Source organism: Saccharopolyspora hordei (assembly GCF_013410345.1).
In the GTDB taxonomy this organism is placed as follows: Bacteria; Actinomycetota; Actinomycetes; order Mycobacteriales; family Pseudonocardiaceae; genus Saccharopolyspora; species Saccharopolyspora hordei.
On the sequence record NZ_JACCFJ010000001.1, the window covers coordinates 3672943 to 3699460 of the forward strand.

22 protein-coding genes are annotated in these 26518 nt (G+C 72.8%); 8 read left to right on the forward strand and 14 right to left on the reverse strand.

What is annotated here, in order from left to right; genetic code table 11:
* The first annotated feature begins 163 nt into the window (after positions 1-163).
* Both HNR68_RS16830 and HNR68_RS27230 read left to right on the forward strand, forming a co-directional pair.
* Positions 164-1732, forward strand: coding sequence for a BCCT family transporter (locus tag HNR68_RS16830; RefSeq protein WP_179722269.1), 1569 nt, complete (start codon positions 164-166; stop codon positions 1730-1732).
* Between the two features lie 159 nt (positions 1733-1891).
* On the forward strand, positions 1892-2023 hold the full coding sequence (locus HNR68_RS27230) for a hypothetical protein (RefSeq protein ID WP_281377461.1): 132 nt from the start codon (positions 1892-1894) through the stop codon (positions 2021-2023).
* A gap of 6 nt (positions 2024-2029) precedes the next feature.
* On the opposite strand, the gene HNR68_RS16835 is transcribed toward HNR68_RS27230, so the two are convergent.
* The 11 genes from HNR68_RS16835 to HNR68_RS16885 form a co-directional block, all read right to left on the reverse strand.
* Positions 2030-5980 (reverse strand): HAMP domain-containing protein, encoded by a 3951-nt coding sequence (locus tag HNR68_RS16835; protein ID WP_179722271.1) that lies wholly within the window; start codon positions 5978-5980, stop codon positions 2030-2032.
* 20 nt (positions 5981-6000) lie between these two features.
* Positions 6001-6657: a response regulator gene (locus HNR68_RS16840; RefSeq protein ID WP_179722273.1), complete on the reverse strand. Its 657-nt coding sequence runs from the start codon at positions 6655-6657 to the stop codon at positions 6001-6003.
* Between the two features lie 129 nt (positions 6658-6786).
* Positions 6787-7206: a CBS domain-containing protein gene (locus HNR68_RS16845; protein WP_179722275.1), complete on the reverse strand. Its 420-nt coding sequence runs from the start codon at positions 7204-7206 to the stop codon at positions 6787-6789.
* 81 nt (positions 7207-7287) lie between these two features.
* Positions 7288-8421: an N-methyl-L-tryptophan oxidase gene (solA, locus tag HNR68_RS16850; RefSeq protein ID WP_179722277.1), complete on the reverse strand. Its 1134-nt coding sequence runs from the start codon at positions 8419-8421 to the stop codon at positions 7288-7290.
* A 48-nt stretch (positions 8422-8469) separates the two neighbouring features.
* Positions 8470-9231, reverse strand: a complete 762-nt coding sequence (locus HNR68_RS16855; RefSeq protein ID WP_218888329.1) for an amino acid ABC transporter ATP-binding protein — start codon at positions 9229-9231, stop codon at positions 8470-8472.
* Positions 9228-10082, reverse strand: coding sequence for an amino acid ABC transporter permease (locus HNR68_RS16860; RefSeq protein WP_179722279.1), 855 nt, complete (start codon positions 10080-10082; stop codon positions 9228-9230). The genes HNR68_RS16855 and HNR68_RS16860 overlap by 4 nt, the downstream gene beginning before the upstream one ends.
* On the reverse strand, positions 10079-11005 hold the full coding sequence (locus HNR68_RS16865) for an ABC transporter substrate-binding protein (RefSeq protein ID WP_179722281.1): 927 nt from the start codon (positions 11003-11005) through the stop codon (positions 10079-10081). The genes HNR68_RS16860 and HNR68_RS16865 overlap by 4 nt, the downstream gene beginning before the upstream one ends.
* 145 nt (positions 11006-11150) lie before the next feature.
* Positions 11151-11387 (reverse strand): hypothetical protein, encoded by a 237-nt coding sequence (locus HNR68_RS16870; protein WP_218888330.1) that lies wholly within the window; start codon positions 11385-11387, stop codon positions 11151-11153.
* Between the two features lie 98 nt (positions 11388-11485).
* Positions 11486-13750, reverse strand: coding sequence for a heavy metal translocating P-type ATPase (locus tag HNR68_RS16875; RefSeq protein ID WP_179722285.1), 2265 nt, complete (start codon positions 13748-13750; stop codon positions 11486-11488).
* A gap of 36 nt (positions 13751-13786) precedes the next feature.
* Positions 13787-13993 (reverse strand): heavy-metal-associated domain-containing protein, encoded by a 207-nt coding sequence (locus HNR68_RS16880; RefSeq protein ID WP_179722287.1) that lies wholly within the window; start codon positions 13991-13993, stop codon positions 13787-13789.
* Between the two features lie 245 nt (positions 13994-14238).
* The gene (locus HNR68_RS16885) at positions 14239-14628 is read right to left on the reverse strand and encodes a cold-shock protein (protein ID WP_179722289.1); all 390 of its coding nucleotides are present in this window, start codon (positions 14626-14628) and stop codon (positions 14239-14241) included.
* 197 nt (positions 14629-14825) lie between these two features.
* Between HNR68_RS16885 and HNR68_RS16890 the strand changes: the two genes are divergently transcribed.
* Positions 14826-16127 (forward strand): flavin monoamine oxidase family protein, encoded by a 1302-nt coding sequence (locus HNR68_RS16890; RefSeq protein ID WP_179722291.1) that lies wholly within the window; start codon positions 14826-14828, stop codon positions 16125-16127.
* A 4-nt stretch (positions 16128-16131) separates the two neighbouring features.
* Here HNR68_RS16890 and HNR68_RS16895 read toward each other — a convergent pair whose 3' ends face one another.
* Positions 16132-16326 carry a hypothetical protein gene (locus tag HNR68_RS16895; RefSeq protein WP_179722293.1) on the reverse strand — a complete coding sequence of 65 codons (195 nt, stop codon included), beginning with the start codon at positions 16324-16326 and terminating at the stop codon, positions 16132-16134.
* A gap of 269 nt (positions 16327-16595) precedes the next feature.
* On the opposite strand from HNR68_RS16895, the gene HNR68_RS16900 reads away from it, so the two are divergent.
* The 5 genes from HNR68_RS16900 to HNR68_RS16920 all read left to right on the forward strand — a co-directional run bounded on the left by HNR68_RS16900 (position 16596) and on the right by HNR68_RS16920 (position 23284).
* Positions 16596-17360, forward strand: a complete 765-nt coding sequence (locus tag HNR68_RS16900) for an enoyl-CoA hydratase/isomerase family protein (RefSeq protein WP_179722295.1) — start codon at positions 16596-16598, stop codon at positions 17358-17360.
* A 128-nt stretch (positions 17361-17488) separates the two neighbouring features.
* Complete coding sequence (locus tag HNR68_RS16905) at positions 17489-18592, forward strand: sensor histidine kinase (RefSeq protein WP_179722297.1); 1104 nt, start codon at positions 17489-17491, stop codon at positions 18590-18592.
* Positions 18589-19242 (forward strand): response regulator, encoded by a 654-nt coding sequence (locus HNR68_RS16910; protein WP_179722299.1) that lies wholly within the window; start codon positions 18589-18591, stop codon positions 19240-19242. The genes HNR68_RS16905 and HNR68_RS16910 overlap by 4 nt, the downstream gene beginning before the upstream one ends.
* 89 nt (positions 19243-19331) lie before the next feature.
* Positions 19332-20735 carry a 3' terminal RNA ribose 2'-O-methyltransferase Hen1 gene (locus HNR68_RS16915; RefSeq protein WP_179722301.1) on the forward strand — a complete coding sequence of 468 codons (1404 nt, stop codon included), beginning with the start codon at positions 19332-19334 and terminating at the stop codon, positions 20733-20735.
* On the forward strand, positions 20732-23284 hold the full coding sequence (locus tag HNR68_RS16920; protein ID WP_179722303.1) for a polynucleotide kinase-phosphatase: 2553 nt from the start codon (positions 20732-20734) through the stop codon (positions 23282-23284). The genes HNR68_RS16915 and HNR68_RS16920 overlap by 4 nt, the downstream gene beginning before the upstream one ends.
* Before the next feature lie 7 nt (positions 23285-23291).
* Here the strand turns inward: HNR68_RS16920 and HNR68_RS16925 are convergent, their stop codons facing one another.
* Both HNR68_RS16925 and HNR68_RS16930 read right to left on the reverse strand, forming a co-directional pair.
* Positions 23292-24869, reverse strand: a complete 1578-nt coding sequence (locus HNR68_RS16925) for a FadD3 family acyl-CoA ligase (protein ID WP_179722305.1) — start codon at positions 24867-24869, stop codon at positions 23292-23294.
* A 192-nt stretch (positions 24870-25061) separates the two neighbouring features.
* Complete coding sequence (locus tag HNR68_RS16930; RefSeq protein ID WP_179722307.1) at positions 25062-26360, reverse strand: protein kinase domain-containing protein; 1299 nt, start codon at positions 26358-26360, stop codon at positions 25062-25064.
* Positions 26361-26518 lie beyond the last annotated feature (158 nt).

Consider the following 26518-nt stretch of genomic DNA (forward strand, 5'->3'; position numbering starts at 1 on the left):
AACAGGAAGAGCTTCGACCAGTCCCACACTGCGCCCACCGTGGAGGCGCCTGACGCGCCGTCCGGTCCCCGCGGCGCTTCCCACCCTCCCCTGACGTCCGGACGTCCAGCGCCCGCAGTCGCGCGCCCGGACCGGGGAGCCACGCTTCTGGAGTTTCCCCACCATGGCGCGAACCAGCTCGCCATCGTCCCCGCCGGACCGCCTCGGCACCGTCTTCTACACCTCGGTCGCGCTGTGCGCGGTCTTCGTGCTGTGGGCGACGCTGTTCACCGACAGCCTCGGCGCGGCCACCCAGGCCGCGCTGGACTGGATCACCGGCACCTTCGGCTGGGTGTACCTGCTGGCCAGCCTCGCCGTGTTCGGGTTCCTGCTGGTGCTGGCGTGCAGCCGGTACGGGCGGATCCGGCTCGGCGCGGACAGCGACCGCCCGGAGTTCGGCACGGTCAGCTGGCTGTCGATGATCCTCGCCGCCGTGATGGGCATCGGGCTGGTCTCCTACGGCGTGTCCGAGCCGATCACGCACTTCGTCGACCCGCCGCACGACCTGGCCGAGCCGGGCAGCAAGCACGCGGCCGTGGTCGCCATGCAGTACTCGTTCTTCGACTGGGGCCTGCACGCCTGGGCGATCTTCGCGGTGTTCGGCATCGCGCTGGGCTACTCGACCCACCGCAAGGGGCGCACCGGCCTGATCAGCCCGATGCTGCGGCCGCTGTTCGGCGCCCGCGTCGACGGCCCGCTCGGGAAGACCGTGGACGTGCTGGCGATCTTCGCGACGCTGTTCGGCACCACCACCTCGCTCGGCCTGGGCGCGCTGCAGATCAACGGCGGCCTGGCCCGCGTGTTCGGCCTGCCCGGCGGGACCGCCACCGAGATCGTGATCATCGCCGTGGTCACCCTGCTGTTCACGCTCTCCGCGATCACCGGCCTGCACAAGGGCATCCGCTTCCTCAGCGAGTCGAGCATGGGACTGACCGCGGTGCTGTTCGGCTTCGTGCTCGTGCTCGGGCCGACCGGGTTCGTGCTCAACCTGCTCGCGGAGTCGCTGGGCCAGTACGTCGGCGACTTCGTCCCGATGAGCCTGCGCACCGGGACCTTCGGCGAGCTCGGCTGGATGCAGAGCTGGACCTACTTCATGCTGGCCTGGTGGATCTCGTGGGGCGCCTTCGTGGGCGTGTTCCTGGCACGCATCTCGAAGGGCCGCACCATCCGGGAGTTCGTGCTGGCGGTGCTCGGCGTGCCCAGCGCGGTGTTCTTCCTCTGGTTCGCCACCTTCGGCGGGGCGGCGATCTTCCACGACTCCTTCGAGGGCGGGCAGATCGCCCAAGCCGCGGCCGCCGACTCGAACAACGCGATCTTCGCCATGCTGGAGACGCTGCCGTGGCCCGCGGTGACCTCGGTGATCGCGATGCTGCTGGTGGTGCTGTTCTTCGTCTCCGGCGCCGACGCCAACACCTACGTGCTGAGCATGCTCTCCTCCGGCGGCGCGGCGCGGCCCCGGACGTCGGTGCTGGCGCTGTGGGGCGGGCTCACCGGGCTGACCGCGATCGTCCTGCTGCTCGCCGGGGGCCTGGACGCGCTGCAGGACACGGTGATCGTCATGGCGGCGCCGTTCGTGCTGGTGATGGTCGGCCTGGCGGTGTCGCTGTGGAAGGAGCTGCGGCAGGACCCGCTGGTCTCTCCCGAGCGGGAGCCGGAGCTGGTCGCGCCAGGGCCGAAGGACCCGACGATGTGATTTCCACCGTGCGCACCGTGCCCGGCGGGACCGGACAGCGCCCCGCCGGGCACGTGCGCCACAGCGGCCCCGGAGGTCACGGAACCGCCGGATCCCGCCGTTCCGCCGGGGTCTATCGTGGGTCGGGCAGCCTGCGAGCAAGCGACGTTGGGAGCCGCCATGGCTGAACCGCACGGCATCGACCACTACGACGCGACCTTCGTGCGCGACCTGGTGTGGGCGCAGCGCTTCCGCGAGCAGCTCGCGGACCTGCCGACCACCCCCTGCGAGGAGTCCGAGCAGGTCGACTGAGCGTGCTCACCCGGACTCGGGCGGTTCCTCGTCTGCGGTGATACCGGCGGGCAGGTGCTCGGAGAGCAGCTCCAGCAGCTGGTCCACGTCGACCGGCTTGGTCAGGCACTCAGTGGCACCGGCGGCCAGGCTCTGCTCCCGGTCGCCCTTCATCGCCTTCGCCGTCACCGCGATGATCGTCAGGTCCCGGTAGCGCGGCATCTCCCGGATGAGGCGGATCGTGGCGTTGCCGTCCATGTCCGGCATCATCACGTCCATCAGCACGATCATCACGTCGCCGTGCTGCTGCAGCGCGTTGAGCCCGGCCACGGCGTTGTCGGCGTGCACCACCTGCAGCCCGTGCTGCTCCAGCAGGGTCCGGATCGCCTGCACGCTGCGCTGGTCGTCATCGACCACCAGCACCTTCTCCCCGTTGAAGCGCGGTGCGGTGTGCTGCTCGGGCTCGCTCGGGCGCCGCCGGTGGTGGGGGCGCTCCTGCCGGAGCAGTTCGGTGGAGCGCATCGGTGGGTCGATGCCCTCCGCGGAGACGTCGATGCTGATCTCGGCTTCGCTCGGCGGGTGCGTCCGGGTGACCGGCCGCTCCGGAGCCGCCGAGCCCGTCGTCGCGGGGGCCCCGTCCTCGACCGGCAGGTAGAGGGTGAAGGTGCTGCCCTGGCCGGGTTCGCTGCGCACCTGCAGCTCCCCGCCCAGCAGCGCGGTGAGCTCCCGGCTGATCGACAGGCCCAGCCCGGTGCCGCCGTACTTGCGCACCGTCGTGCCGTCCACCTGCTGGAACGCCTCGAAGATCAGGTTGAGCTTGTCCGACGGGATGCCGATGCCGGTGTCGCGGACCGAGAACGCCAGCCGCTGCTTGGCCCGCCGCAGGTCCTTCTCGGTGACCTCGGTGGGCTGGGCCAGCCGGATCCGCAGCTCGACCCGACCCTTGTCGGTGAACTTCACCGCGTTGGACAGCAGGTTGCGCAGGATCTGCTCCAGCCGGCTGCGGTCGGTGCGCACCGTGGGCGGCGCCGACGGCGACACGACGACCTCGAAGTCCAGTCCCTTGTCCGCCGCCAGCGGCTGGTACAGCGACTCGACGTGCGCGGCGAGGTCGGCCAGCTCCACGTCCTCCGGCAGCAGGTGCATCTGCCCGGCTTCCACCTTGGACAGGTCGAGCACGTCGTTGATCAGCTGCAGCAGGTCCGACCCGGCCTGGTGCACCGTCTTGGCCAGGTCCACCTGCTGCGGGGTGAGGTTGCCCTCCATGTTGTCGGCGAGCAGCTTGGCCAGGATCAGCACGCTGTTGAGCGGGGTGCGCAGCTCGTGCGACATGTTGGCCAGGAACTCGGACTTGTAGGCCGAGGCCTGGGACAGCTGCCGGGCGCGCTCCTCGAGCTCCTGCCGGGCCTGCTCGATCTCGATGTTCTTGAGCTCGATGTCGCGGTTGCGGCTGGCCAGCAGCGCGGCCTTCTCCTCCAGCTCGGTGTTGGACCGCTGCAGCTCGGTCTGCTGCTGCTGCAACTGCTCGGAGCGGGCCCGCAGCTCGGCAGCCAGGTGCTGGGACTCGGCCAGCAGCGCCTCGGTGCGCGAGTTGACCAGGATGGTGTTGACGTCGACGCCGATGGTCTCCTTCAGCCGCTCCAGCAGGTCCAGGTGCAGCGCGGTGAACTCGGTGACCGAGGCGAGCTCGATGACGCCGAGCACCTCGCCCTCGAACAGCACCGGCACGATCGCCACGTTGCTCGGCGACATCTCGCAGAGCCCGGTGCTGATCCGGATGTGGTCGGGTGGCGCGCCGTTGACCACGATCGACTTGCGGTCGACCGCGACCTGGCCGACGAGCGATTCGCCCAGCTCGAAGCGCGGTGGGGCGTCCTCGCCCCGCGGGCGGCCGTAGGTCGCCGTGCGCTCCAGGACGTCCCGGCCGTCCTCGTCGGTCCGGCGCAGGAAGAACCCGGCGTACTGGGCCGACACCAGCGGTGCCAGCTCGCTCAGGATCAGCCGCGCGAGGGCGTCCAGGTCGTGCTGGCCCTGCATCAACGCCGACACCCGGGCCAGGTTGGTCTTGAGCCAGTCCTGCTCCTGGTTGGCCCGGGTGGTCTCCTTCAAGGTGTTGATCATCGCGTTGATGTTGTCCTTGAGCTCGGCGACCTCGCCGGAGGCGTCCACGGTGATCTGCCGGGTCAGGTCGCCTTCGGTGACCGCGGTGGCCACCTGCGCGATGGCGCGGACCTGGGTGGTGAGGTTGCCGGCGAGCCGGTTGACGCTCTCGGTGAGCCGCCTCCAGGTGCCGGAGACGTCGGCCACCTCGGCCTGGCCGCCGAGCTTGCCCTCGGTGCCGACCTCGCGGGCCACCCGGGTGACCTCGGAGGCGAAGGCGGAGAGCTGGTCGACCATCGTGTTGATGGTCGTCTTCAGCTCCAGGATCTCCCCGCGGGCGTCCACGTCGATCTTCTTCGACAGGTCGCCCCGCGCCACCGCGGTGGTCACCTGGGCGATGTTGCGCACCTGGTTGGTCAGGTTGCGGGCCATCAGGTTGACGTTGTCGGTGAGGTCCTTCCAGGTGCCCGCGACGTTGGGCACCCGGGCCTGGCCGCCGAGGATGCCCTCGGTGCCGACCTCGCGGGCCACCAGGGTGACCTGCTCGGCGAAGGCGCGCAGCGTCTCGACCATCCCGTTGATCGTCTCGGCCAGCGCGGCGACCTCGCCCTTGGCCTCCACGGTGATCTTCTTGGACAGGTCGCCCCCGGCCACCGCGGTGGCCACCTGCGCGATGCTGCGCACCTGGTTGGTCAGGTTGTCGGCCATGATGTTGACGTTGTCGGTCAGGTCCTTCCAGGTGCCGGCCACGCCGTGCACCCGCGCCTGGCCGCCCAACTTGCCCTCGGTGCCGACCTCGCGGGCCACCCGGGTGACCTCGTCGGCGAACGCGGAGAGCTGGTCGACCATCGTGTTGATGGTGTTCTTCAGCTCCAGGATCTCCCCGCGGGCGTCCACGTCGATCTTCTTCGACAGGTCGCCCCGCGCCACCGCGGTGGCCACCTGCGCGATGCTGCGCACCTGGTTGGTCAGGTTGCGGGCCATGAAGTTGACGTTGTCGGTGAGGTCCTTCCACGTGCCCGCGACGTTGGGCACCTCCGCCTGACCGCCCAGCCGCCCCTCGTTGGCCACCTCGCGCGCCACCCGGGTGACCTCGCCGGTGAACGCGGAGAGCTGGTCGACCATCGTGTTGATGGTGTTCTTCAGCTCCAGGATCTCGCCCGAGACCTTGACGGTGATCTTCTTGGACAGGTCGCCGGCGGCGACGGCCTTGGCCACGTGGGAGATGTCGCGCACCTGCCCGGTGAGGTCGGAGGCCATGCCGTTGACCGCGTCGGCCATCTCCCGCCACGTGCCCCGCAGACCGGGCACCTCCACCTGGCCGCCGAGCTTGCCCTCGGTGCCGATCTCCCGCGCGATGCGGATGATCTCATGGGAGAACACCGAGAGCTGGTCGAGCATCTCGTTGACCGCGGCGCTCAGCCCGGCCATCTCGCCGGGCAGCTGGCCGTCGGTCCCACGGCGCGGCATCCGCTGCGTGAGGTCACCGCGGGTCAGCGCGGCCAGCACCCGGTTGAGCTCGGCCATCGGGGCCAGCAGGTTGCCCAGCACGCCGTTGACCGAGTTCGCCGCCACCGCCCACCCACCCTGGCCGAGCCCGTCGAGGTCGATCGGCTCGATCGGCCAGTCGCCGCGGTCGGCGGCGGCGCTGACCCGCTGGAGCTCGCTGACGAGCACCTGGTTGCGCTCGGCCAGTTCGTTGAACACCGTGGCGATCTCACCGACCAGACCGCCACCGGCGGGCAGCAGGCGGCGCCGGAAGTTGCCGTCCCGCAGCTCCCGCATGGCCATGACGAGCCTGGTCAGCATCGCGTCTTCGCTCATCCGCGGCGCGGCCACCAGTTCCGCGGCCGCGGCCTCCGGCGGTCGTGTCGACATCACGGCCCTCCCCGCCGCGCTCAGCGCTTGCCGCGCGAATCCCGGTCGAGTCGCAGTTCGGTCGCCAGCACGGCCGCTTCGCTGCGGTGCCGCATCGACAGCTTGGCCAGCATCTGTGACACGTAGTTCTTGATGGTCTTCTCCGCCAGGAACATGCGCTTGGCGATCTCGCGGTTGGTGAGCCCCTCACCGATGAGCTCCAGGACCTCACGTTCGCGCGAGGTCAGCACGCGCAGCGGGTCCGCCTTCTCCTGCTCCTTGCGCAGCCAGGCCAGCATCGCCTCGGTCTTCTGCGGGCTCAGCAGCGACTCGCCGGCACCGGCGGTGCGGATGGCCTTGACCAGGTCCTGGCTGACCACGCCCTTGAGCACGAACCCCGCGGCACCGGCCATGATCGCGTCCATGAGGGCGTCGTGGTCGTCGAACGAGGTGAGCATGAGGCAGCGCAGCCCGGGCAGCTGCGACTGCAGTTCCCGGCACAGCTCCACCCCGTTGCCGTCGGGGAGACGCACGTCGAGCACCGCGACGTTCGGGTCGGCCTTGGGCACCCAGGCCAGCGCCTCGGCGACGCTGGCGGCCTCGCCGACCAGTTCCAGGTCGTCCTCCGCGCCGACCAGCGCAGCGATGCCGCGGCGGATCACGTCGTGGTCGTCGACCACGAACACCCGTGTCGTCATCTCGTTCCCCCCTTCGCCCTGGTCACCCGAGGAGGGCACTGACCAGGATAGAGAGCGCGCCGGGCGGGCGCTCCCCGAAGCGCAGGGCGCAGCGCCCGGCCGCACCGGCCGGGTGCTGCGCCTCGGTCGTCATCGGGCCGCGTAGACGCTCTCGACGAAGTGCGCCAGCTGGTCGTCGGTGAGGTGGCGGGCCAGGTCGGCCTCGCTGATCATGCCGACCAGCCGGTGCGCGTCGATCACCGGGACCCGGCGGATCTGGTGCTGCTCCATCATGTCCAGCACCGCACTGACGTCCGATCCGGCCTCGACCCAGTACGGCTTGCCCTGGGCGAGTTCACCGGCCTTCACCTCGGCCGGGTTGCGGCCTTCCGCGCAACACCGCACGACGATGTCGCGGTCGGTGATGATGCCGTGCAACCGGTCGTCCTTCCCGCAGATCGGCAGCGATCCGACGTTGAGGTCGCGCATCATCCGCGCGGCCGTGTACAAGCTGTCGTCCTCGTTCACGCACTGGGCGCCTGCGTGCATGATGTCGCGCGCGGTGGTCATGTCGATCCCTCCGGAGACGGGGCAGGGTGCCCTCGCTGTACCCCGCCCCGCCGGAGACCGAAACCGCTCCGCCGGCGCCGGTCAGAACCGGTCCGGCGAGAGGAAGGCGCGGTCCGGGTGGGCGGCCCCGGACAGCACGTCGGCCACCACCGCCGCCATCCCCGGCGCGTACTTGAAACCGCGCCCGGAGTGCCCGGTGGTCACCACGACCCGGTCGCTGACGCGCCCGACGAGGGGACGGCCGTCGGTGGTGTAGAGGTCGGTGAAGGCGTCGGTGCGGATCGGCTCCGGGTGCAGGCCGGGCAGCAACTCCCCCACCGCTGCGGCGATCCGGTGGACCTCCTCCGCGCTGTGCCGCCGCTCCACGGCGTCCGGCGCGGGCACCGGGTGCGCGGTGACCGCACCGGCGACCTTGACCATGACGTCGTCGACCGTCGGCACGCCGTAGACGTGCAGCGCGCCGCGGTGGTGGATGAAGATCGGGAACCTCTCGGGCCGGTAGGCGTCGATGTCGTCGGTGCCGAACCAGCTGAGCAGCACGCGGTGCGACTGGACGACACCGGCCAGCCGGTCCGGCAGGAACCGCCCGGACCACGACCCGGCGGCGACCACGACCTGCCCGACCCGGTGCGTCGCGCCGCCCGCGGTGCGCACCTGCACCCCGTCGTCGTGCTCGACGAGGTCGGTGACCTCGGTGTGGCGCAGCACCGCGGCCCCGGCCCGCTCGGCGACGCGGGCGGCGCTGAGCACCGCCTGCTCGCAGCGCAGGAACCCGGCCTGCTCGTCGAGCACGGCGACCTCGCCGTCGCCGAGGGCGTGCTGCGGGTAGCGCTCGGCAGCTTCGGCGGCGCTGAGCACGCGCACCGGCACCCCGGTGGCGCGGGCGTTGGCGAGCAGCCCGGCGATGTAGTCGCCGTCGGCGTCGCCGATCGCCAGTCCGCCGCACTGGGTCAGGATCCGCGCCCCGGACTCGTCCTCGAGCTCCCGCCACAGCCGCAAGGAGTCCCGCAGCAGCGGCACGTACTCGCGTCCCTCGGCGTAGGCCAGCCGGAACAACCGGGTCTCGCCGCCGACCGCGCCCCGGTCGTGCCCGGGCGAGAACTGCTCGAACGCCAGCACCGGGACACCGCGCCGGGCGAGCTGCCAGGCGAGCATGCTGCCCATCGTGCCGGTGCCGACGATGCCGACCTCGGCGTCCAGTCCGACTGCGCTCATGTGCCGCCTCTCCTCCGGGTTGGGTGCTGCGTGTCGGTCGGGGTGCGGTCAGAGCACCTTCGACAGGAACGACCTGGTGCGCTCGTGCTGCGGTGCGGCGATGACCTCGCGCGGGTCGCCGCGCTCGACGACGGTCCCCTCGTCCATGAACACCAGCGTGCCCGCCACTTCCCGGGCGAATCCGATCTCGTGCGTCACCACCAGCATGGTCATGCCGTCCGCGGCCAGGTCGCGCATGGTCGCCAGCACCTCGCCGACCAGCTCCGGGTCCAGCGCCGAGGTCGGTTCGTCGAACAGCATCACCTTGGGCCGCATGGCCAGCGCCCGGGCGATGGCCACGCGCTGCTGCTGCCCGCCGGACAGCTGCGCGGGATAGGCGTCCTCCCGCGCGGCGAGCCCCACGCGGTCGAGCAGGCCGCGCGCCCGCTCGACCGCCTCGTCGCGCGGTTCGCCCCGCACCCGGCAGGGCGCTTCCACGAGGTTCTCCAGCACCGTCAGGTGCGGGAAGAGGTGGAACCGCTGGAACACCATGCCGATCTCGGCGCGCTGCCGGGCGATGTCGCGTTCGGGCAGTTCCACCAGCTTGGTGCCGTTGCGGCGGTAGCCGATCCAGTCACCGTCCACCCGGACCTCGCCGGCGTCGACGCGCTCGAGGTGGTTGATGCAGCGCAGCAGGGTGGACTTGCCGCAGCCGCTGGGGCCGATGAGGCAGCAGACCTCGCCCCGCTCCACGGTCAGGTCGACGCCGCGCAGCGCCTGCACCGGGCCGAACGACTTGCGGACGCCCTTGAGCTCGACCAACGGGCTCATGCCGTCGCTCCCTTGCCGTAGTGGCGTTCCACGTAGTGCTGGACGACGGTGAGCACCGACGTCATCGCCAGGTACCACAGCGCGGCGACGATGAGCAGCGGCATGGTCTGGTAGGTGCGGGAGTAGATCACCTGCGCGCTGTGCATCAGGTCCATCGCGCCGAGGACGCTGACCAGCGAGGTGTTCTTCAGCGTGGCCACCGTCTGGTTCGCCGTCGGCGGGACGATGATCCGCATGGCCTGCGGCAGGACGATCCGGCGCAGGATGTGCAGCTTCCCCATGCCCAGCGCCTGCGCCGCCTCGGTCTGCCCGCGGTCGACGCCCAGCAACCCGCCGCGCACGATCTCGGCCATGTAGGCGCCCTCGTTGAGCGCCAGGCCGAGCAGCGCGGCGACGAACGGGGTGATGATGACGTTGGCGTTGCCGGACAGCAGCACCGGCCCGAACGGGACCTTCAGCTCCAGCACCGGGTACAGCGCGGAGAGGTTGAACCAGAAGATCAGCTGGATCAGCAGCGGGGTGCCGCGGAAGAACCAGGTGTAGGCGGCTGCGGCGCCGCTGATGAGCGTGCTGGTGGACAGCCGCATCACGGCCAGCACGATGCCCAGCAGCAGGCCCAGGACCATGGTGAGCGCGGTGAGCTCCACGGTGAGCAGCGCGCCGGCGGCGATGGAGCGCGCGGTGAGGTACTGGGCGACGACGTCCCACTCGTACTGCTCGTTGGTCAGCAGGCTGTGCACCAACCCGGCCGCGAGCAGCACGAGCACGGCGGTGCCGACCGCCCGCCAGGGCCGGCGGCGCTTGACGATCACCAGGTCGGGGCCACCGACCGCGGAGTCCACTGTGGTCATCGGTGCTCCTGGCTCTCGGGGACTTCCAGGACCGGCTCGGGCACGGCGTTGGCGGTCATGCCCCACCGGAAGAAGATGTGCTGGTAGCTCCCGCCCGCCATGAGCGCGCGCAGCGCGGCCTGCACGGCCGGGGTGAGGTCGGAGCCCTTCGGCAGGCCGATCGTGATCGGGCTGCGGTTGAGCTCGCCGATCACCTCGAAGGAGTCCGGCGCCTGGGTCCGGGCGTAGGCCAGCACGGGCGAGTCGGCGAACACCGCGTCCACCCGGCCGCTGTCGAGCTGCAGCAGGGCGTCGTTCTGGCTGGGCAGCACGACCGGTTCGATGGGGTCCTCGCCGCGGCAGGTGGCGGCGTCGAGCTCCGGCAGCCGCTGGGACTCCTGGATCGACCCCTGCTGCACGGCGACCTTGGAGCCGCACAAGCGGTCCGGTGCCAGCCCGAGCGGGTTGCGGGCCTTGACCGCGACGCTGCTGCCCCAGCTGCCGTAGCGCACCATGTCCAGCGCCTCCAGCCGCTTCGCCGTCGGCGACATGCTGGAGATCGTCAGGTCGTAGCGCCGTGCCTGCAGGCCGGGGATGATCCCGTCCAGCGGGACGTCGTGCAGCACCACCGGGATGTCGAGCACCCGGCCGATCGCGCGGGCCAGGTCCGGGTTGAGGCCGACGATGGTGGTGTTGTCCTCGGCGTAGAACTTCGTCGGCGCGCTGGAGACGTTCATGACCACGTGGAGGGCACCGGCCTCGCGGACGCGGGCCGGGAGCAGCGCGGCGGCGACCGGATCGGGGGCGAGGCCCTCGAAGGTCTCCAGCACGGGCCCGGCGGCGGTGCCGGGGGCGTTCTCGTCCGGGGTGCTGCACCCGAGGACGGACAGCACCGCGAGCAGCGCGACGAGGACCCGGAGACGGCCGGTCGACGCGTGCGGCATGCGGGCTCCCGGAGGCCGGTGGTGCCTGGGTGGCGAAGGTGCCCGAATGCTCGCCGCGCGGACAGGCGGAAGCAAGGCCCGCCAGCACCACTGATCTCGGCGGCGTGCCCCAGCAGGTCTTGCGCTCGGCTCCTGGACAGCGCGGTCAGAAGGTGCGCATGAACCGGTCGAAGGCGGCGTTGGCCGAGGCCCACTCCAGGGTCAGCATCTCGGTCGGCACGCCCGGGCGCGGCTCGGCGTCGACCGTGACCGCGAAGCCCGGCCCGGAGACCCGGCGGCGCAGTTGCACCAGGTGCCCGCCGGCGGAGCGGCCCAGCCGCTCGCCGTTCTCCTTGGTCCGGACCTCACCTGGCTGCAGGTCGGCCGCGTTGAACTCCGCCATGCCCCTGTTGTAACCCACTCCGCGCCCCGCGGCACTCCCCCGCACGCGGCGGTGCCCGCCGGACACGGGGTCCGACGGGCACCGGACGGGGACTCGCGCTAGTCCTGCGGCGCGGCGGGGATGCCGCTGCGGAAACCGCGCAACCGCAGGCTGTTGCCGACCACGAACGCCGAGCTGAACGCCATCGCCGCGCCGGCGATCATCGGGTTGAGCAGCCCGGCGGCGGCCAGCGGCAAGGCGGCCACGTTGTAGACGAACGCCCAGAACAGGTTGCCCCGGATGGTGCGCAGGGTCCGGCGGGACAACCGGATGGCGTCGGCCGCCAGCCGCAGGTCGCCGCGCACGAGGGTGAGGTCGCTGGCCTCGATCGCGACGTCGGTGCCGGTGCCCACGGCCAGGCCGAGGTCGGCCTGGGCGAGGGCGGCGGCGTCGTTGACCCCGTCGCCGACCATCGCCACCACCTTGCCCTCGGACTGCAGGCGCTTGACGACGTCGACCTTGTCCGCGGGCAAGACCTCGGCGACGACCTCCTCGATGCCGACCTCGTCGGCCACCGCGCGGGCCACGGCCTCGTTGTCGCCGGTGAGCAGCACCGGGGTCAGGCCCAGCTCGCGCAGCTGCGCGACGGCCTCGGCGGAGGTGGGCTTGACGGTGTCGGCGACGACCAGCACGGCGCGGACGGCACCGTCCCAGCCGACGGCGACCGCGGTGCGACCCCGCTCCTCGGCCGCCGCCTTCGCCCCGGCCAGGTCCGCGGGCAGCTGCAGGCTCCACTCGGCCAGCAGCGCGGCGCGTCCCACGAGCACCGCCCGCCCGTCCACGACGCCCTGCACGCCGAGGCCCTCGACGTTGCTGAAGTCCTCGACCGCGGGCAGCTCGCCCACGCGCTCCTGCGCCCCGCGGGCGATGGCCTGGGCGATCGGGTGCTCGGAGGCGTGCTCCAGCGCCCCGGCCAGCCGCAGCACCTCCTCGGCGTCCTCCCCGTCGGCCACGTGCACGTCGACCAGCGCCATCTGGCCGGTGGTGACGGTGCCGGTCTTGTCCAGCACGACGGTGTCGACCCGGCGGGTGGACTCCAGCACCTCCGGCCCCTTGATGAGGACGCCGAGCTGGGCGCCGCGCCCGGTGCCGACCAGCAGCGCGGTCGGGGTGGCCAGGCCGAGGGCGCACGGGCAGGCGATGATGAGCACGGCCACCGCCGCGGTGAACGCCGCCGTCGGTGTCCCGCCGGAGAGCAGCCAGAACGCCAGCGTGCCCAGCGCCAGCACGATCACCGCCGGCACGAACACCGCGGAGATCCGGTCCGCGAGCCGCTGCACGGCCGCCTTGCCGGTCTGGGCCTCCTCGACGAGCGCGGCCATCCGCGCCAGCTGGGTGTCCGCCCCGACGCGGGTGGCCCGCACCACGAGCCGACCGCCCGCGTTGACCGTCGCGCCCACGACGCCGTCGCCGGGCGCGACCTCGACCGGCACGGACTCGCCGGTGAGCATGCTGGCGTCGACGGCCGAGCGGCCCTCCTCGACCACGCCGTCGGTGGCGACCTTCTCGCCGGGGCGGACCACGAACCGGTCGCCCACGGCCAGCCGCTCCACCGGGACGCGCACCTCACGCCCGTCGCGCAGCACCGCGACGTCCTTGGCGCCCAGCTCCAGCAGGGCCCGCAGCGCCGCGCCCGCCCGCCGCTTGGAGCGCGCCTCGAAGTACCGCCCGGCCAGGACGAAGCTCGTCACGCCCGCGGCGACCTCGAGGTAGATCGCCCCGTCCCCGCTCGTCCGCCCGACGGTCAGCTCGAACGCGTGGGTCGTCCCGGGCGTCCCGGCGGTGCCGAACAGCAGCGCGTACAGCGACCACGCGAACGCCGCCAGCGTGCCCATCGAGATGAGCGTGTCCATCGCGGCCGCGCCGTGCCGCAGGTTGGCCCAGGTGGCCTGGTGGAACGGCCACGCGCCCCACAGCACCACCGGGGTGGCCAGCACCAGCGAGGCCCACTGCCAGTGGGGGAACTGCAGCGCCGGGACCATCGCCATCGCGACCACCGGCACCGACAGCACCACCGACACCAGCAGCCGCAGCCGCAGCGAGCGGGTCGGGTCGTCGGCCTCCTCCGCGCCCTCCTCGTCCCGCACGGGCAGGGTGGCGCGGTAGCCCGCGGCCTCGACGGTGTCGACCAGCTGCTGCGGGTCGAGCCCGTCGGGGACGCTGACGGTCGCCTTCTCGGTGGCGTAGTTGACGGTGGCCTGGACGCCGTCGAGCTTGTTCAGCTTCCGCTCGATCCGCGCTGCGCACGAAGCGCAGGTCATCCCGCTGATCGCCAGTTCGACCTGCCGCCCGGCGACGGGAGCGGAGTCGTGCACCTCGGTCATCTGCCAGTCACTTCCTCACGATCAGCGGCCCGCGGCTCACGAGGCCAGCTGGTAGCCGGCCTCTTCGACAGCAGCGCGCACCTGGTCGGCGCTGACCTCCCGGTCACTGGTGACCGTGACCGCCCCGGTGGGCAGGTCGACCTGGACGCCGGTCACGCCCTCGATCGCGCCGACCTCCTCGGTCACCGAGAGCACGCAGTGCTGGCAGGTCATGCCGGTCACGGTGTAGGTCGTCTGGCTCATCCGCGTTCACCTCTCCACGCTCCTGCGCGCCACGGGGCGCGCCCACACGCCCTTTATACCCTAGGGGGGTATGGGGGTCAAAGCCGGGAGCCAGGTGCGACACGGCCCTGACCAGGGCTACCGGCGAGCGCGGGGCGCGGTTGGCATGCTGGGAGCGACCGAGGACGCCGACCGGCGTCGAGCACCACCCGCCCACGGAGGAGCACAGTGAGCACCGAGGCCGAGCACCCGACGCACGATGCCGGTCAGGCCTCCACCCAGCCGTGCCGCACGGCCACCTGGGTGAGCTTCTGCCGCACCTGCAGGATCTGCTCGGCGGTCATCGTCGGCGACGCGCTCAGCAGCGACTCGGTGATCAGGTCGTGGAACTCCTTCGCGGAGAGCACGTCGAAGAGCTCCTCGTCGGCCGACTCACCGGACCGCTCCGCGGCCTGCCGCACGATCCGCACGTGGGACGCCTTCGGGCCGCGGTCGCTCTCCTCCAGGTCGAACTCCACGACCACACCCGGAGCGACCAGCCGCTTGTCGAAGGTCAAGTCGTTGACGTGGATGAACACGTCCTCGCCGCCCACCTCGGGGGCCACGAACCCGTAACCGCGGACCTCGTCGAACCGAACGACCTTGCCCGTAACCATCAACCAGTTCCCACTTCCGCAACGCACCCCGCACCCCGTTCACGGGGACGCGGCATTGTACCGCCGGGGACCACGGCCGCGCACCCAGTCCACAGAGGACGCCGCGGGCGGCGGCAACCGCTCGATCGGCGGATAGGTCCCCCGCGCACGACCGCACACAATGCCTGGGACCTGTCCCGACCGCGGGGAGCTGCTGCATGGACGCCTACGACGTCGTGGTCATCGGTGCCGGGTTCGCCGGACTCGTCGCCGCTCGCGAGCTGGCCCTGCGCGGGCACGCGGTGGTGGTGCTCGAAGCGCGCGACCGCATCGGCGGGCGGACCTGGACCGACGAGCGCTGGGGCCGCCGCCTGGAGCTGGGCGGCACCTGGGTGCACTGGCTGCAACCGCACGTCTGGAGCGAGATCACCCGCTACGGCCAGCGCATCGAGCCGAGCCCGTCGTCGCAGACCGTGCTCTGGGTCGCCGACGGCGCGGTGCACCGGGGCAGCCCGGCGGAGTTCGACGCGCTGATCACCCCCGCCATGGACCGGTTGGCGCAGGACAGCCGGACCTGGTTCCCGCTGCCGTACGAGCCGCTGCACCGCAGCGACCTGGACCGCATCGACCAGCTCTCGGTCGCCGACTACTTCGCCGGGCTCGACCTCTCCCGCACCGAGCGCGAGGTGACCACCGGCGTGTGGGCCGAGCACTTCAACGGCCCGGCCGCGGTCTCCGGGCTCACCCAGGCCATGCGCTGGTGCGCGGCCGCCTCCGGCGACTGGCAGCTGCTGCACCAGGCCACCGCCAGCTACCGGCTCACCGAGGGCACCGCGGCGCTGGCGAGCGCGATCGCCGCCGACGGCGGGGCCGAGGTCCGGCTCGGCACACGGGTCACGGGCGTCTCCCACGACACCGGGGGCGCGACGGTGAGCACCGCCGACGGCGCCCGGTTCTCCGCCCGGCAGGTGATCTGCACGCTGCCGCTCAACGTGCTGGACAGCATCGACTTCCAGCCCGCACTCCCCGCGGCCAAGCTGGCCGCCGGCGCCGAGCGCACCGCCTCGCAGGGGCTCAAGACCTGGATCCGGGTGCGCGGGGAGGTCGCGCCGTTCACCGCGTACGCGCCCGACGTCCACGACCTGACCTGGGTGCGCACCGAGTGCACAGTGGACGGCGACAGCGTGCTGGTCGCCTTCGGTCCCCGCGCCGCCGACCTCGCGCCGGACGACGCCGAGGGCGTCACCCGCGCCCTGCGGACCTGGCGCGACGACCTGGAGGTGTTCGACGTCACCGGGCACGACTGGATGCGTGACGAGTTCTCCCGCGAGACCTGGCCGATGCAGCGGCCGGGCCAGCTGACCCGCTACCTGGCTGCCCTGCAGGAGCCGCACGGCCCGGTCCGCTTCGCCGGCTCGGACGTCGCCACCGGGTGGGCCGGGTTCATCGACGGCGCGATCGAGAGCGGCCTGCGCGCCTCGCGGGCCGCGCACGAGGTGCTGCGCGGCCCGCGAGGCTGACCGCTCACACGCGCGGGAGCGGGATGCCGGGACGCTCCGAGGAGGCAGGTCCGTTCTCGACGTAGTCGGCGGCGAACCGCATGCCCGCCTGGTACGCCTCGACCCGCGCGCGGCCGATCTCGGCTTCGATGTCCTCGGGGTTGAGCTCTTCGGCCAACGATCGCACTTCCGCCAGGCGACGGTTGGTCACCTCGTCCATGTCCGCTCCTGTCCTTCCGCATCGGCTCACCCCTGATCCTCGCCACTCCCGGCCGGGTCTGCACGATCGGGTGGCCGACCGCGGCAGGACCGACCCCGACGGCCCACCGAGAGCGATCGCACGATCGCGCTCGGTGACCGCCAGGGTGTCCGGGCCGGGGTCGGCTGGCGCACACCGTCCTCGATCTCGAGCAGGCGTTCGGCGAGGATGAGGCCGCAAGGCCGAACCGCTGCGGCACCGCGCGTGCCCACGAGCAACGGAAGCGACTGATGAACAACGCCAAGGGCAGGGTGGACCTGGACGTCGTCGGGCACACCGCGTGGATCACCATCGACAACCCGGACCGGCGCAACGCGATGACCGCACGCATGTGGCGGCAGGTCCCGGAGCTGCTGACCGCGGTCGCCGAGGATCCCGCGGTGCGCGTGGTGGTGCTGACCGGCGCCGGGAGCACGTTCTGCGCCGGGGCGGACATCTCCGAGCTGCCGGAGATCGAGGGGGCGGCGGAGAACCCGACGGTGGCCGCCGAGCAAGCCCTGCTGAGCTGCCCGCTGCCGACCATCGCGCTGGTCAACGGGCTGTGCGTGGGTGGTGGCTGCCAGCTGGCCGCGGCGTGCGACATCCGGGTCTCGGCGGCCTCAGCGGAGTTCGGCATCACCCCGGCCAAGCTCGGCATCGTCTACCCGCCGTCGAGCATCGCCCGGCTCACCGAGCTGGTCGGGCCCTCCGCGGCGAAGCTGCTGCTGTTCTCGGCGGACTTCGTCGACGCCGCGCACGCGCAGCGGATGCGCCTGGTCGACGAGGTGGTCGACGACCCGCGGGAGCGCGTGGAGCAGCTCGCGGCGACCATCGCCTCCCGCTCCCAGCTCACCGTGCGCGCCTCCAAGGAGCTGGTCGACCTGGCCCACCGCGGCCTGCCCCTGGACGACGCGGCCGCCCGGTGGCAGCGGACGTCGGCCGAGGCCGGTGAGAGCGCCGAGGGCATCGCCGCGTTCCTGGAACGCCGCCCGCCGGAGTTCCCCTACGGCCGCTGACCGGCGTCCACATCGGACCCGCAGGCGGTACCGTGGTCTCCCGGACCGGCGGCTACGTCGAGGGGAGTAGGCGGATGTCCGCTTCCGAGCCGACTCCCTCCGGGGACGGATCGAGCAGACTCGGGCGCATGCGGGTGGTGCGGGAGTGGAGCGCGGACGTGGCCCTGGCCGCGGAGGTCACGCTGGTCGGGCTGGTGGGCACGGCCGCGGCGGACCGGTGGTCGGGGACCGCGCTCCGGCCGGTGGACGCCCTCGGCTTCGGCCTGGTGGCCGCTGCGGGCGTGAGCCTGGTGCTGCGCCGGCGGCAGCCCGCCGTCACCGCCGGGGCAGTCGCGGTGTTCGTCGCCGCCTACCTGCTGCTGGGCTACACCTACGGCCCGGTCCTGCTGTCGCTGGTCGTGGCGGTCTACTCGCTGGCCCGGCACCGGCCGCTGACCACCTCGGTACCGGTCGCGCTGGGGGTGCTGGCGGTTCTGCTGCTGCACGTGGTCGTCCCCGGCTCGCGCCTGCCGGACCTGCTCGGGGTGGTCCCCGGCTCGGCGTGGGTGGTCGTGCCGTTCGCCGTGGGCAGCGTGGTGCGGGTGCAGCGCGAGGCGGTGGCGCGGGAGCGGGCCGAGCAGCTGCGGCAGCGCGTTGACGACGAGCGGTTGCGCATCGCGCGGGAGGTGCACGACGTCGTCGGGCACGGCCTGGCGGCGATCAAGATGCAGGCCGACGTCGCGCTGCACGTGCTGGCGAAGAAGCCCGAGCAGGCGCAGGTGGCGCTCGAGGCGATCAGCCGCACCAGCAGCGAGGCGCTCGAGGAGCTGCGCGCAACCCTGGCCGTGGTGCGCCGGTCCACCGAGCACGAGCCGGGCCTGGCGCGGCTGGACGAGCTGCTGCGGCGCATGCGCGAGGCCGGGGTGACGGTGGAGTTGAGCACCGTCGGCCCGGAGCGCCCGCTGCCCGCGGTGGTCGACCTGACCTGCTACCGCGTCCTGCAGGAATCGCTGACCAACGTGCTGCGGCACAGCACCGACAAGCGCGCCGAGGTGACCGTCGAGTACGCCGAGGACGCGGTCGTCCTCACCGTCACCAACCCGCTGCCGGGATCGCCGGACGGGGGCGGCGGGCTCGGCCTGCCCGGCATGCGGCACCGGGTCGAGTCGCTGGGTGGCGAGGTCACGGCCGGACCGACCGCGGACCGCACCTTCACCGTCCACGCCCGCCTGCCCACCGGAGGGAACCCGTGATCTCCGTGCTCATCGTCGACGACCAGGACCTGGTGCGCATCGGGCTGCGCACCCTCATCGACAACGAAGACGACCTGGTCTGCGCCGGGGAGGCTGCCGACGGCCTGGCCGCGGTGGCCGCGGCGCGCGAGCACCGTCCGGACGTGGTGCTCATGGACGTGCGGATGGCCGGGGTCGACGGCCTGGAGGCCACCCGGCGGATCACCGCCGACCCCGACCTCGCCGCGACCAGGGTGATCGTGCTGACCACCTTCGAGATCGACGAGTACGTCTTCAGCGCGCTGCGCGCCGGGGCCAGCGGATTCCTGCTCAAGGACACCACCCCGGTCGAGCTGCTGCGGGCGATCCGGCTCGTGGCCGCGGGCGATGCGCTGCTCGCGCCGTCGGCGACGCGCAAGCTGGTCCGCGAGTTCGTCTCGATGCAACCGCGGACGCGCCGCCCGCACCCCCAGCTGCACACGCTGACCGAACGCGAGCGGGAGGTGCTCGGCTTGGTCGCCGAGGGGCTCAACAACGAGGAGATCGCCGAGCGGCTGGTGGTCAGCCCGGCCACCGCGCGCACCCACGTGAGCCGGGCGATGGTCAAGCTCGGTGCGCGCGACCGCGCCCAGCTCGTGGTGTTCGCCTACCAGTCCGGTCTGGCCGACTAGCGACGGCGTCCACAGTGGACCGATCTCGGGTCGGAGCGGATCGCGGAAACCGGCTGCGCCGCGACGAAGCACGGTGCCAGAATCCGGGCGTGTTCCTGAGCCTGACCACCACGCACCGACCGGCGACCGACCTGGGTTTCCTGCTGCACAAGCACCCCGGGAAGGCGCAAGCGTTCCCGGTGGCCGGCGGCACCGCGCACGTCTTCTACCCCGTCGCCGAGCCGGACGAGTGCACCGCCGCGCTGCTGCTGGACGTCGACCCGGTCGGCCTGGTGCGCCGCAGGCACCACGACTCCTCCGCCCTCGGCCGGTACGTCAACGACCGGCCCTACGCCGCCGGGTCGCTGCTCGCGGTGGCCCTGGGCTCGGTGTTCCGCACGGCGCTGAACGGGCGGTGCGACGCGCGGCCCGAGCTGGCGGCCACCCCGGTCCCGCTGCGGATCAGGGTCCCCGCGCTGCCCTGCCGCGGCGGCGCTGACCTGGCCGTGCGGTTGTTCGAGCCGCTGGGCTGGCAGGTCGAGGCCGCACCGGTCCCGCTGGACCCGCACGTGCCGGCGTGGGGCGACTCGCCGTACGTGGACCTGCGGCTGTCCGGGCAGCTGCGGGTGTCCGAGGCGCTCAACCACCTGTACGTGCTCATCCCGGTGCTCGACGACGCCAAGCACTACTGGGTCGGCAGCGACGAGGTGGACAAGCTGCTGCGGGCCGGGGACGGCTGGCTCGCCGAGCACCCGGAGCGGGAGCTGATCAGCGAGCGCTACCTCGCGCACCGCCGGTCCTACGTCCGCTCCGCCCTCGCGCAGCTCGCCGACGAGACCGGCGACGCCGAGACCGAACTGGACAACGCGCTGGCCGACCCGGTGGTGACGGCCCTGGACGACGGTGCGCCGCTGGCGGCGCAGCGGCGCGGCAGCGTGCTCGCGGTGCTCAAGACCAGCGGTGCGCGCCGCGTGCTGGACCTGGGGTGCGGCGGTGGGGCGCTGCTGGCCGACCTGCTCCGGGAGCCCTCGTTCACCGAGGTCGTCGGCGTGGACGTCTCGGCGCGGGCCCTGGAGGTGGCCGACCGCCGGTTCCAGCGGTTGCCGGAGCGCCAGCGCGCACGGCTCGTGCTGCGCCAGTCCGCGCTCACCTACGTCGACCCCGAGCTCGCCGGTTACGACGCCGCGGTGCTCATGGAGGTCGTCGAGCACGTCGACCCCACCCGGTTGCCCGCGCTGGAGCACGCGGTGTTCGCCGCCGCCCAGCCGCGCACCGTCGTGGTGACCACCCCGAACGTGGAGTACAACGTGCGGTTCGAGAGCGTGCCCGCCGGGCGGTTCCGGCACCCCGACCACCGCTTCGAGTGGACCCGGGCGCAGTTCCAGCAGTGGTGTGCCCGCGTCGCCGAGCGCCACGGCTACACCGTCGAGCAGCTGCCGGTGGGTCCGGTGGACCCACAGGTCGGCGCGCCGACGCAGCTGGCCGTGTTCACCAGGGCGGAGGTGTCCGCATGAGACTGTCCATCCCGGACATGTCGCTGGTGGTGCTCATCGGTGCCTCGGGGTCGGGCAAGTCGACCTTCGCCCGCACCCACTTCGCGCCGACCCAGGTGCTCTCCAGCGACTTCTTCCGCGGCCTGGTCGCCGACGACGAGAACGACCAGTCGGCCACCGCCGCGGCCTTCGACGCGCTGCACCACGTCGCGGGCAAGCGGCTGGCCGCCGGCCGGCTGACCGTGGTCGACGCGACGAACGTGCAGCGCAGCGCGCGGGCCGGCTTGGTCGAGCTGGCCCGGAAGCACCACGTGCTCCCGGTGGCGATCGTGCTCGACCTGCCCGAGTCGGTGTGCCGGGCGCGCAACGCCGAGCGCCCGGACCGCGACTTCGGGCCGCAGGTCGTGCGCAGGCACCGCGCCGAGCTGCGGCGGTCGCTGAAGTCCTTGCCGCGCGAGGGTTTCCGGCGGGTGCACGTGCTGCGCAGCGTCGAGGAGGTCGAGGCGGCCCGCGTCGAGGTGGAGCCGCTGCTCAACGACAAGCGGTCCGAGACCGGGCCGTTCGACGTGATCGGCGACGTGCACGGATGCCGCGCGGAGCTGGAGGCGCTGCTCGGCGAGCTGGGCTACGTCATCGAGCGGGACGCCGAGCAGCGTCCGGTCGGCGCCCACCACCCGGACGGCCGGCGGGCGGTGTTCGTCGGCGACCTGGTCGACCGCGGCCCGGACACGCCCGGCGTGCTGCGCCTGGTGATGGGCATGGTCGCGGCCGGCACCGCGCTGGCGGTGTGCGGCAACCACGACGACAAGCTGGCCCGCGCGCTGCGCGGACGCGACGTCAGCACCGGCCACGGGCTCGCCGAGTCGCTCGCGCAGCTGTCGGCCGAGCCGCCGGAGTTCCGCGAGCAGGTCCAGCGGTTCTGCGGCGAGCTGGTCGCGCACTACGTGCTCGACGGCGGCAAGCTCGTCGTCGCGCACGCCGGGCTCCCCGAGCGCTACCACCGCCGCGCGTCCGGCACCGTGCGCAGCTTCGCGCTCCACGGCGACACCACCGGCGAGACCGACGAGTTCGGGTTGCCCGTGCGCCACCCGTGGGCCGAGGAGTACCGCGGCGAGGCGACGGTGCTCTACGGCCACACGCCGGTGCCCGAAGCCGAGTGGGTCAACGGCACGATGTGCCTGGACACCGGCTGCGTGTTCGGCGGCAAGCTCACCGCGCTGCGCTACCCCGAGCGCACCGTGGTGTCCGTGCCCGCCCAGCACGTCTGGTACGAGCCGGAGCGACCGTTCCTGCCCGCTGACGCGCTGCCGCCGTCCGCGGAACCGGCGTCCCGGCGCGAGCCGCACGTGCTCCACCTCGACGACGTCGCCGGGCGGCGGACCGTGCAGACCCGGCACCACGGGCGGATCACCGTCCAGCCCGAGCGCGCTGCCGCGGCGCTGGAGGTGATGAGCCGGTTCGCCATCGACCCGAGGTGGCTGGTGTACCTGCCGCCGACGATGGCCCCGGTCGCCACCTCGAAGCGTCCCGGCGTGCTGGAGCACCCGGAGGAGGCGTTCGCCGGGTACCGGGCGGCCGGGGTGCAGGAGGTGGTGTGCGAGGAGAAGCACATGGGCTCCCGCGCGGTCGTCCTCGCCTGCCGGGACGACGCGAAGCACCGGTTCGGGATCGAGGGCACCGGGACGGTGCACACCCGCACCGGGCGGCCGTTCTTCGCGCCCGAGCAGGAGGCCGAGCTGCTCGCCCGGGTGCGCGCGGCGGTGGGCTCCGCAGGGCTGTGGGACGAGCTGGGCAGCGACTGGCTGCTGCTCGACGCCGAGCTCATGCCGTGGAACGCCAAGGCGGAGGCGCTGATCACCGACCAGTACGCCGCGGTCGGGGCGGCGGCGGAGGCGGCGCTCCCACCCGCGCTGGAGGCGCTGTCGGCCGCGGCCGAGCGAGGCGTCGACGTGTCCGCGCTGCTGGAGAAGACTCGGGCTCGCGCGGACAACGCCGCCGCCTACCGCGAGGCCTACCGCCGCTACTGCTGGCCCACTGACGGTGTGCGCGGGGTCCGGCTGGCGCCGTTCCAGCTGCTGGCCACCGAAGGCCGGACCTACCACGACCGCGACCACCGCTGGCACCTGGAGCTGGCGGACCGGCTGGTGCGCGCCGACCCGGAGCTGTTCAGCCCGACCCGCTGGATCGCGGTGGACACCACCGACCCGGAGTCCACCGCCGCCGGGATCGCCTGGTGGGAGGAGCTCACCGGCGCCGGCGGTGAAGGTGCGGTGGTCAAGCCGGCGGCCGGCCTCGTCCGCGGGCAGCGCGGTCTCGTGCAGCCGGGGGTGAAGGTGCGCGGGCGGGAGTACCTGCGGATCATCTACGGCCCCGACTACACCGAGCCGGACCACCTCGACCGGTTGCGGCAGCGGGACCTCGGCCGCAAGCGCGGCCTGGCGACCCGTGAGCACGCGCTGGGGCTGGAGGCGCTGGAACGGCTGGCGCGCGGCGAACCGCTGTGGCGGGTGCACGAGTGCGTCTTCGCTGTGCTGGCCCTGGAGTCCGAGCCGGTGGACCCCCGGCTGTGACCACCGGCTAGTGGAGGTCGCGCAGCAGGCGCTTGAGGACCTTCCCGGAGGGGTTGCGCGGCAGTTCGGTGCGGAACTCCACCTGCCGGGGCCGCTTGTAGTTCGCCAGGCGGTCCCGGCAGTGCGCCAGCACCTCCTCCGCGGACAGCTCCCCGTTGGCGACCACGAAGGCCTTGCCCACCTCGCCCAGCCGCTCGTCGGGCACGCCCACGACGGCCACGTCCGCGACCCCCTCCAGCCGGGCCAGCACCTGCTCGACCTCGGCCGGGTAGACGTTGAACCCGCCGCAGATGTACATGTCCTTGAGCCGGTCGGTGATGGTGAGGTACCCGCGCTCGTCCAGCCGCCCCACGTCGCCGGTGTGCAGCCAGCCGTCGCGGTCGATCGCCTGCGCGGTGGCCTCCTCGTCGTCGAGGTAGCCGAGCATCACGTTGGGCCCGCGCACCTGGACCTCGCCCGCTTCCCCGGGCGGCAGCGGGGTCCCGTCGCGGTCGACGACCCGGACCTCCAGCCCGGAGGCGGCGCGACCGCAGGTGCGGGCCACCGTCTCGTCGTCGTCCTCGGGCCGGCACATCGTCGCCACGACCGCTTCGGTGAGCCCGTAGGCGGTGAGCACGGTGTCGAAGCTGAGCTCCTGCTGCATCCGCTCCACCAGGACCACGGGGACGGTGGCCGCGCCGGTCACCGCCAGCCGCAGGCTGGACAGGTCGTGGCGGTCGCGGTCGGGGTGGTCGAGCATCGACTGGTAGATGGTCGGCGGCCCCGGCAGCACCGTGACCCGCTCGGACTCGACGCGGCGGAGCACCTCGGCGACGTCGAAGGTGGCCTGCGGCAGCAGCGCGGCGCCGCGCAGCAGGCAGACGAGGATCCCGGCCTTGTACCCGAAGCTGTGGAAGAACGGGTTGATGACCAGGTAGCGGTCGTCGCTGGTCACCGCGGCGCGCTCGGCCCAGGACCGCGCGACGCCGAGCGCTTGGCGGTGCGCGCTCATCGCGCCCTTGCTGCGCCCGGTGGTGCCCGAGGTGAACAGGACGTCGCTGACGTCGTCGGGCCGCACCGCGGCCGCGACCTCGTCAATCCGCGACGCGGGAACCTGGGCGGCCAGTTCCTCCAGCTCGTCCCAGCGGCGGGTGCCCGCGACCGGTTCCAGCTCGCCCTCGACCGGAACCCGGATCGTGGTGCGCAGCTGGTCGAGCGGACCACCGTTGGCCTCGCGGACCTGCTCCAGCCGGTCGACGCCGAGGAACTCCCCGGCGACCACCAGCGCCCGGGCCCGCGACCGCCGGAGGACGTCGAGGCTCTCCGCGCCGGTGAACCGGGTGTTGATCGGCACCAGCGCCGCGCCCGCGTACAGCGCTCCGAGTGCGGCCAGCACCCAGTGGTGGGTGTTCGGCGCGCACACCGCGACGCGTTCGCCGGGCTGGAGGCCTTCGGCGATGAGGGCGCGCGCGACGGTCCGCACCCGTTCCCGGAGCTCGGCGAAGCCGATCCGGACGGGGCCGTCGAGCACGGCGTCGGAGTCCGGGAAGCGCTGCGCGGCGAGGTCGACGGCGGCGGGGATGGTGAGCGGATCGGTCCCGGGCACGCGATCACCTCCAAGCAGGTGCTTGGTAAGCTAACCTCCCGAGCGCTTGCTTGGCCAGCCACCGCGGTGGATCGCCCGCCAACGGCCCACTCGCCTACTGCCCGATGGGGACGGGGTCGGACCAGGGCGTCTCCGCGATCCTGTTCCTGCCGTCCCAGAGCTCCACCTGGAAGCGCAGCCGGCCCTTCTCGCTCAGGTCCTGGTCGCAGTCGACCGGGTTCCCCGTGGAGTTCGTGTCCTCGCACTCCACGACCTTGCCGCCGACGGCCTTGGCGACCGTCTTGACCCACAGGCCGTCCTTGTTGGTGTCGTGCGCGACCAGGTGGTCCCCGACCGCCTCGAAGCACCCGGTGCCGCGCTGCTCGCCCTGGTAGGTGAGCGTCGTGCACCACCGGGTCTGCACCGGCGTGGCCGGCACGGTCTCGGTGTCCCCGCCCGGTTCGGTCTCCGCCACCGGCTGCTCCGGCGGCGGGGCGGAGGTCGCGGGCGGCGGGGTCGACGCGGGCGGTACGGCCACGGGCGTCGACACCTCGACCGGGACGGGCTGCCCCTGCTCGGTCCGCATCCCGGTCGCGACGGCCACCGCCCCCGCGGCCACCGCGAGCAACCCCACCCGGCGAGGACGTACGGCCAGCGGGCCCGGCGGGGTGCGGCGGCGACCGGCGGCACGGCCGTCACGCTGGTCAGCGCCTGGCGGGCGGCCCGCGCCAGCTGACCGGCGCTGGCGTAGCGGTCGGCGGGCTCCTTCGCCATGCCGCGGGCGACGACGCGGTCGAACTCCCGCGGGACCTCGCCGCGCACCGCCGTGGGCAGCGGCGGCGGCTGGTGGAGGTGCGCGTTGACCAGCGACGCCGCGGTCTCCCCGCTGAACGGCTTGGCGCCCGTGAGGCACTGGTAGAGCACGCAGGCCAGCGAGTACACGTCCGCCCGGTGGTCCACCGGACCGTCGTCGAAGCGCTCCGGCGCCATGTAGGCCAGCGTCCCGACGGCGTAGCCGGTGGAGGTCAGCTTCTCCGAGGCGCGCAGCGACGCGGCGATGCCGAAGTCCACGAGGTAGGCGAAGCCGTTCGGGGCGACCAGGATGTTCGACGGCTTGACGTCGCGGTGCACCAGGCCTTCCGCGTGCGCGGCGTCCAGCGCCTGCGCGACCTGCTCCACGATGGCCACCGCGTCCGCCGGGCGCATCGGACCGTGCGCGGCCAGCAGCGAACCGACGTCGCTGCCTTCGACCAGGCGCATGTCCAGGTAGAGCCGGCCGTCGATCTCGCCGTAGGCGTGGATCGGGATGACGTGCGGTTCGCGGAGCCGGCCGGCCGCGTGGGCCTCCCGCTTGAACCGGTCGCGGAACTCCTCGTCAGCGGCGAGGTCCGCGGCGAGCAGCTTGAGCGCGACGACGCGGTCGTGCCGGGTGTCGTAGGCGCGCAGGATCTCCCCCATGCCGCCCCGGGCGATCGAACCGTCCACCCGGTAGGGGCCGAACTGCCACGTCACGCGCACTCCTCAGACCGACGTCCGGGGCATCCTAGTGGGTCGCCCCACCCATCCCGCACCCTGACGTCCCGTGGCCACCGGTGGTGAACATTCCGCTACGAAATCGGCACCCCTGGTGCGTTCACCGCAACCGACTTGCTACAAGAAGTGGATCATGA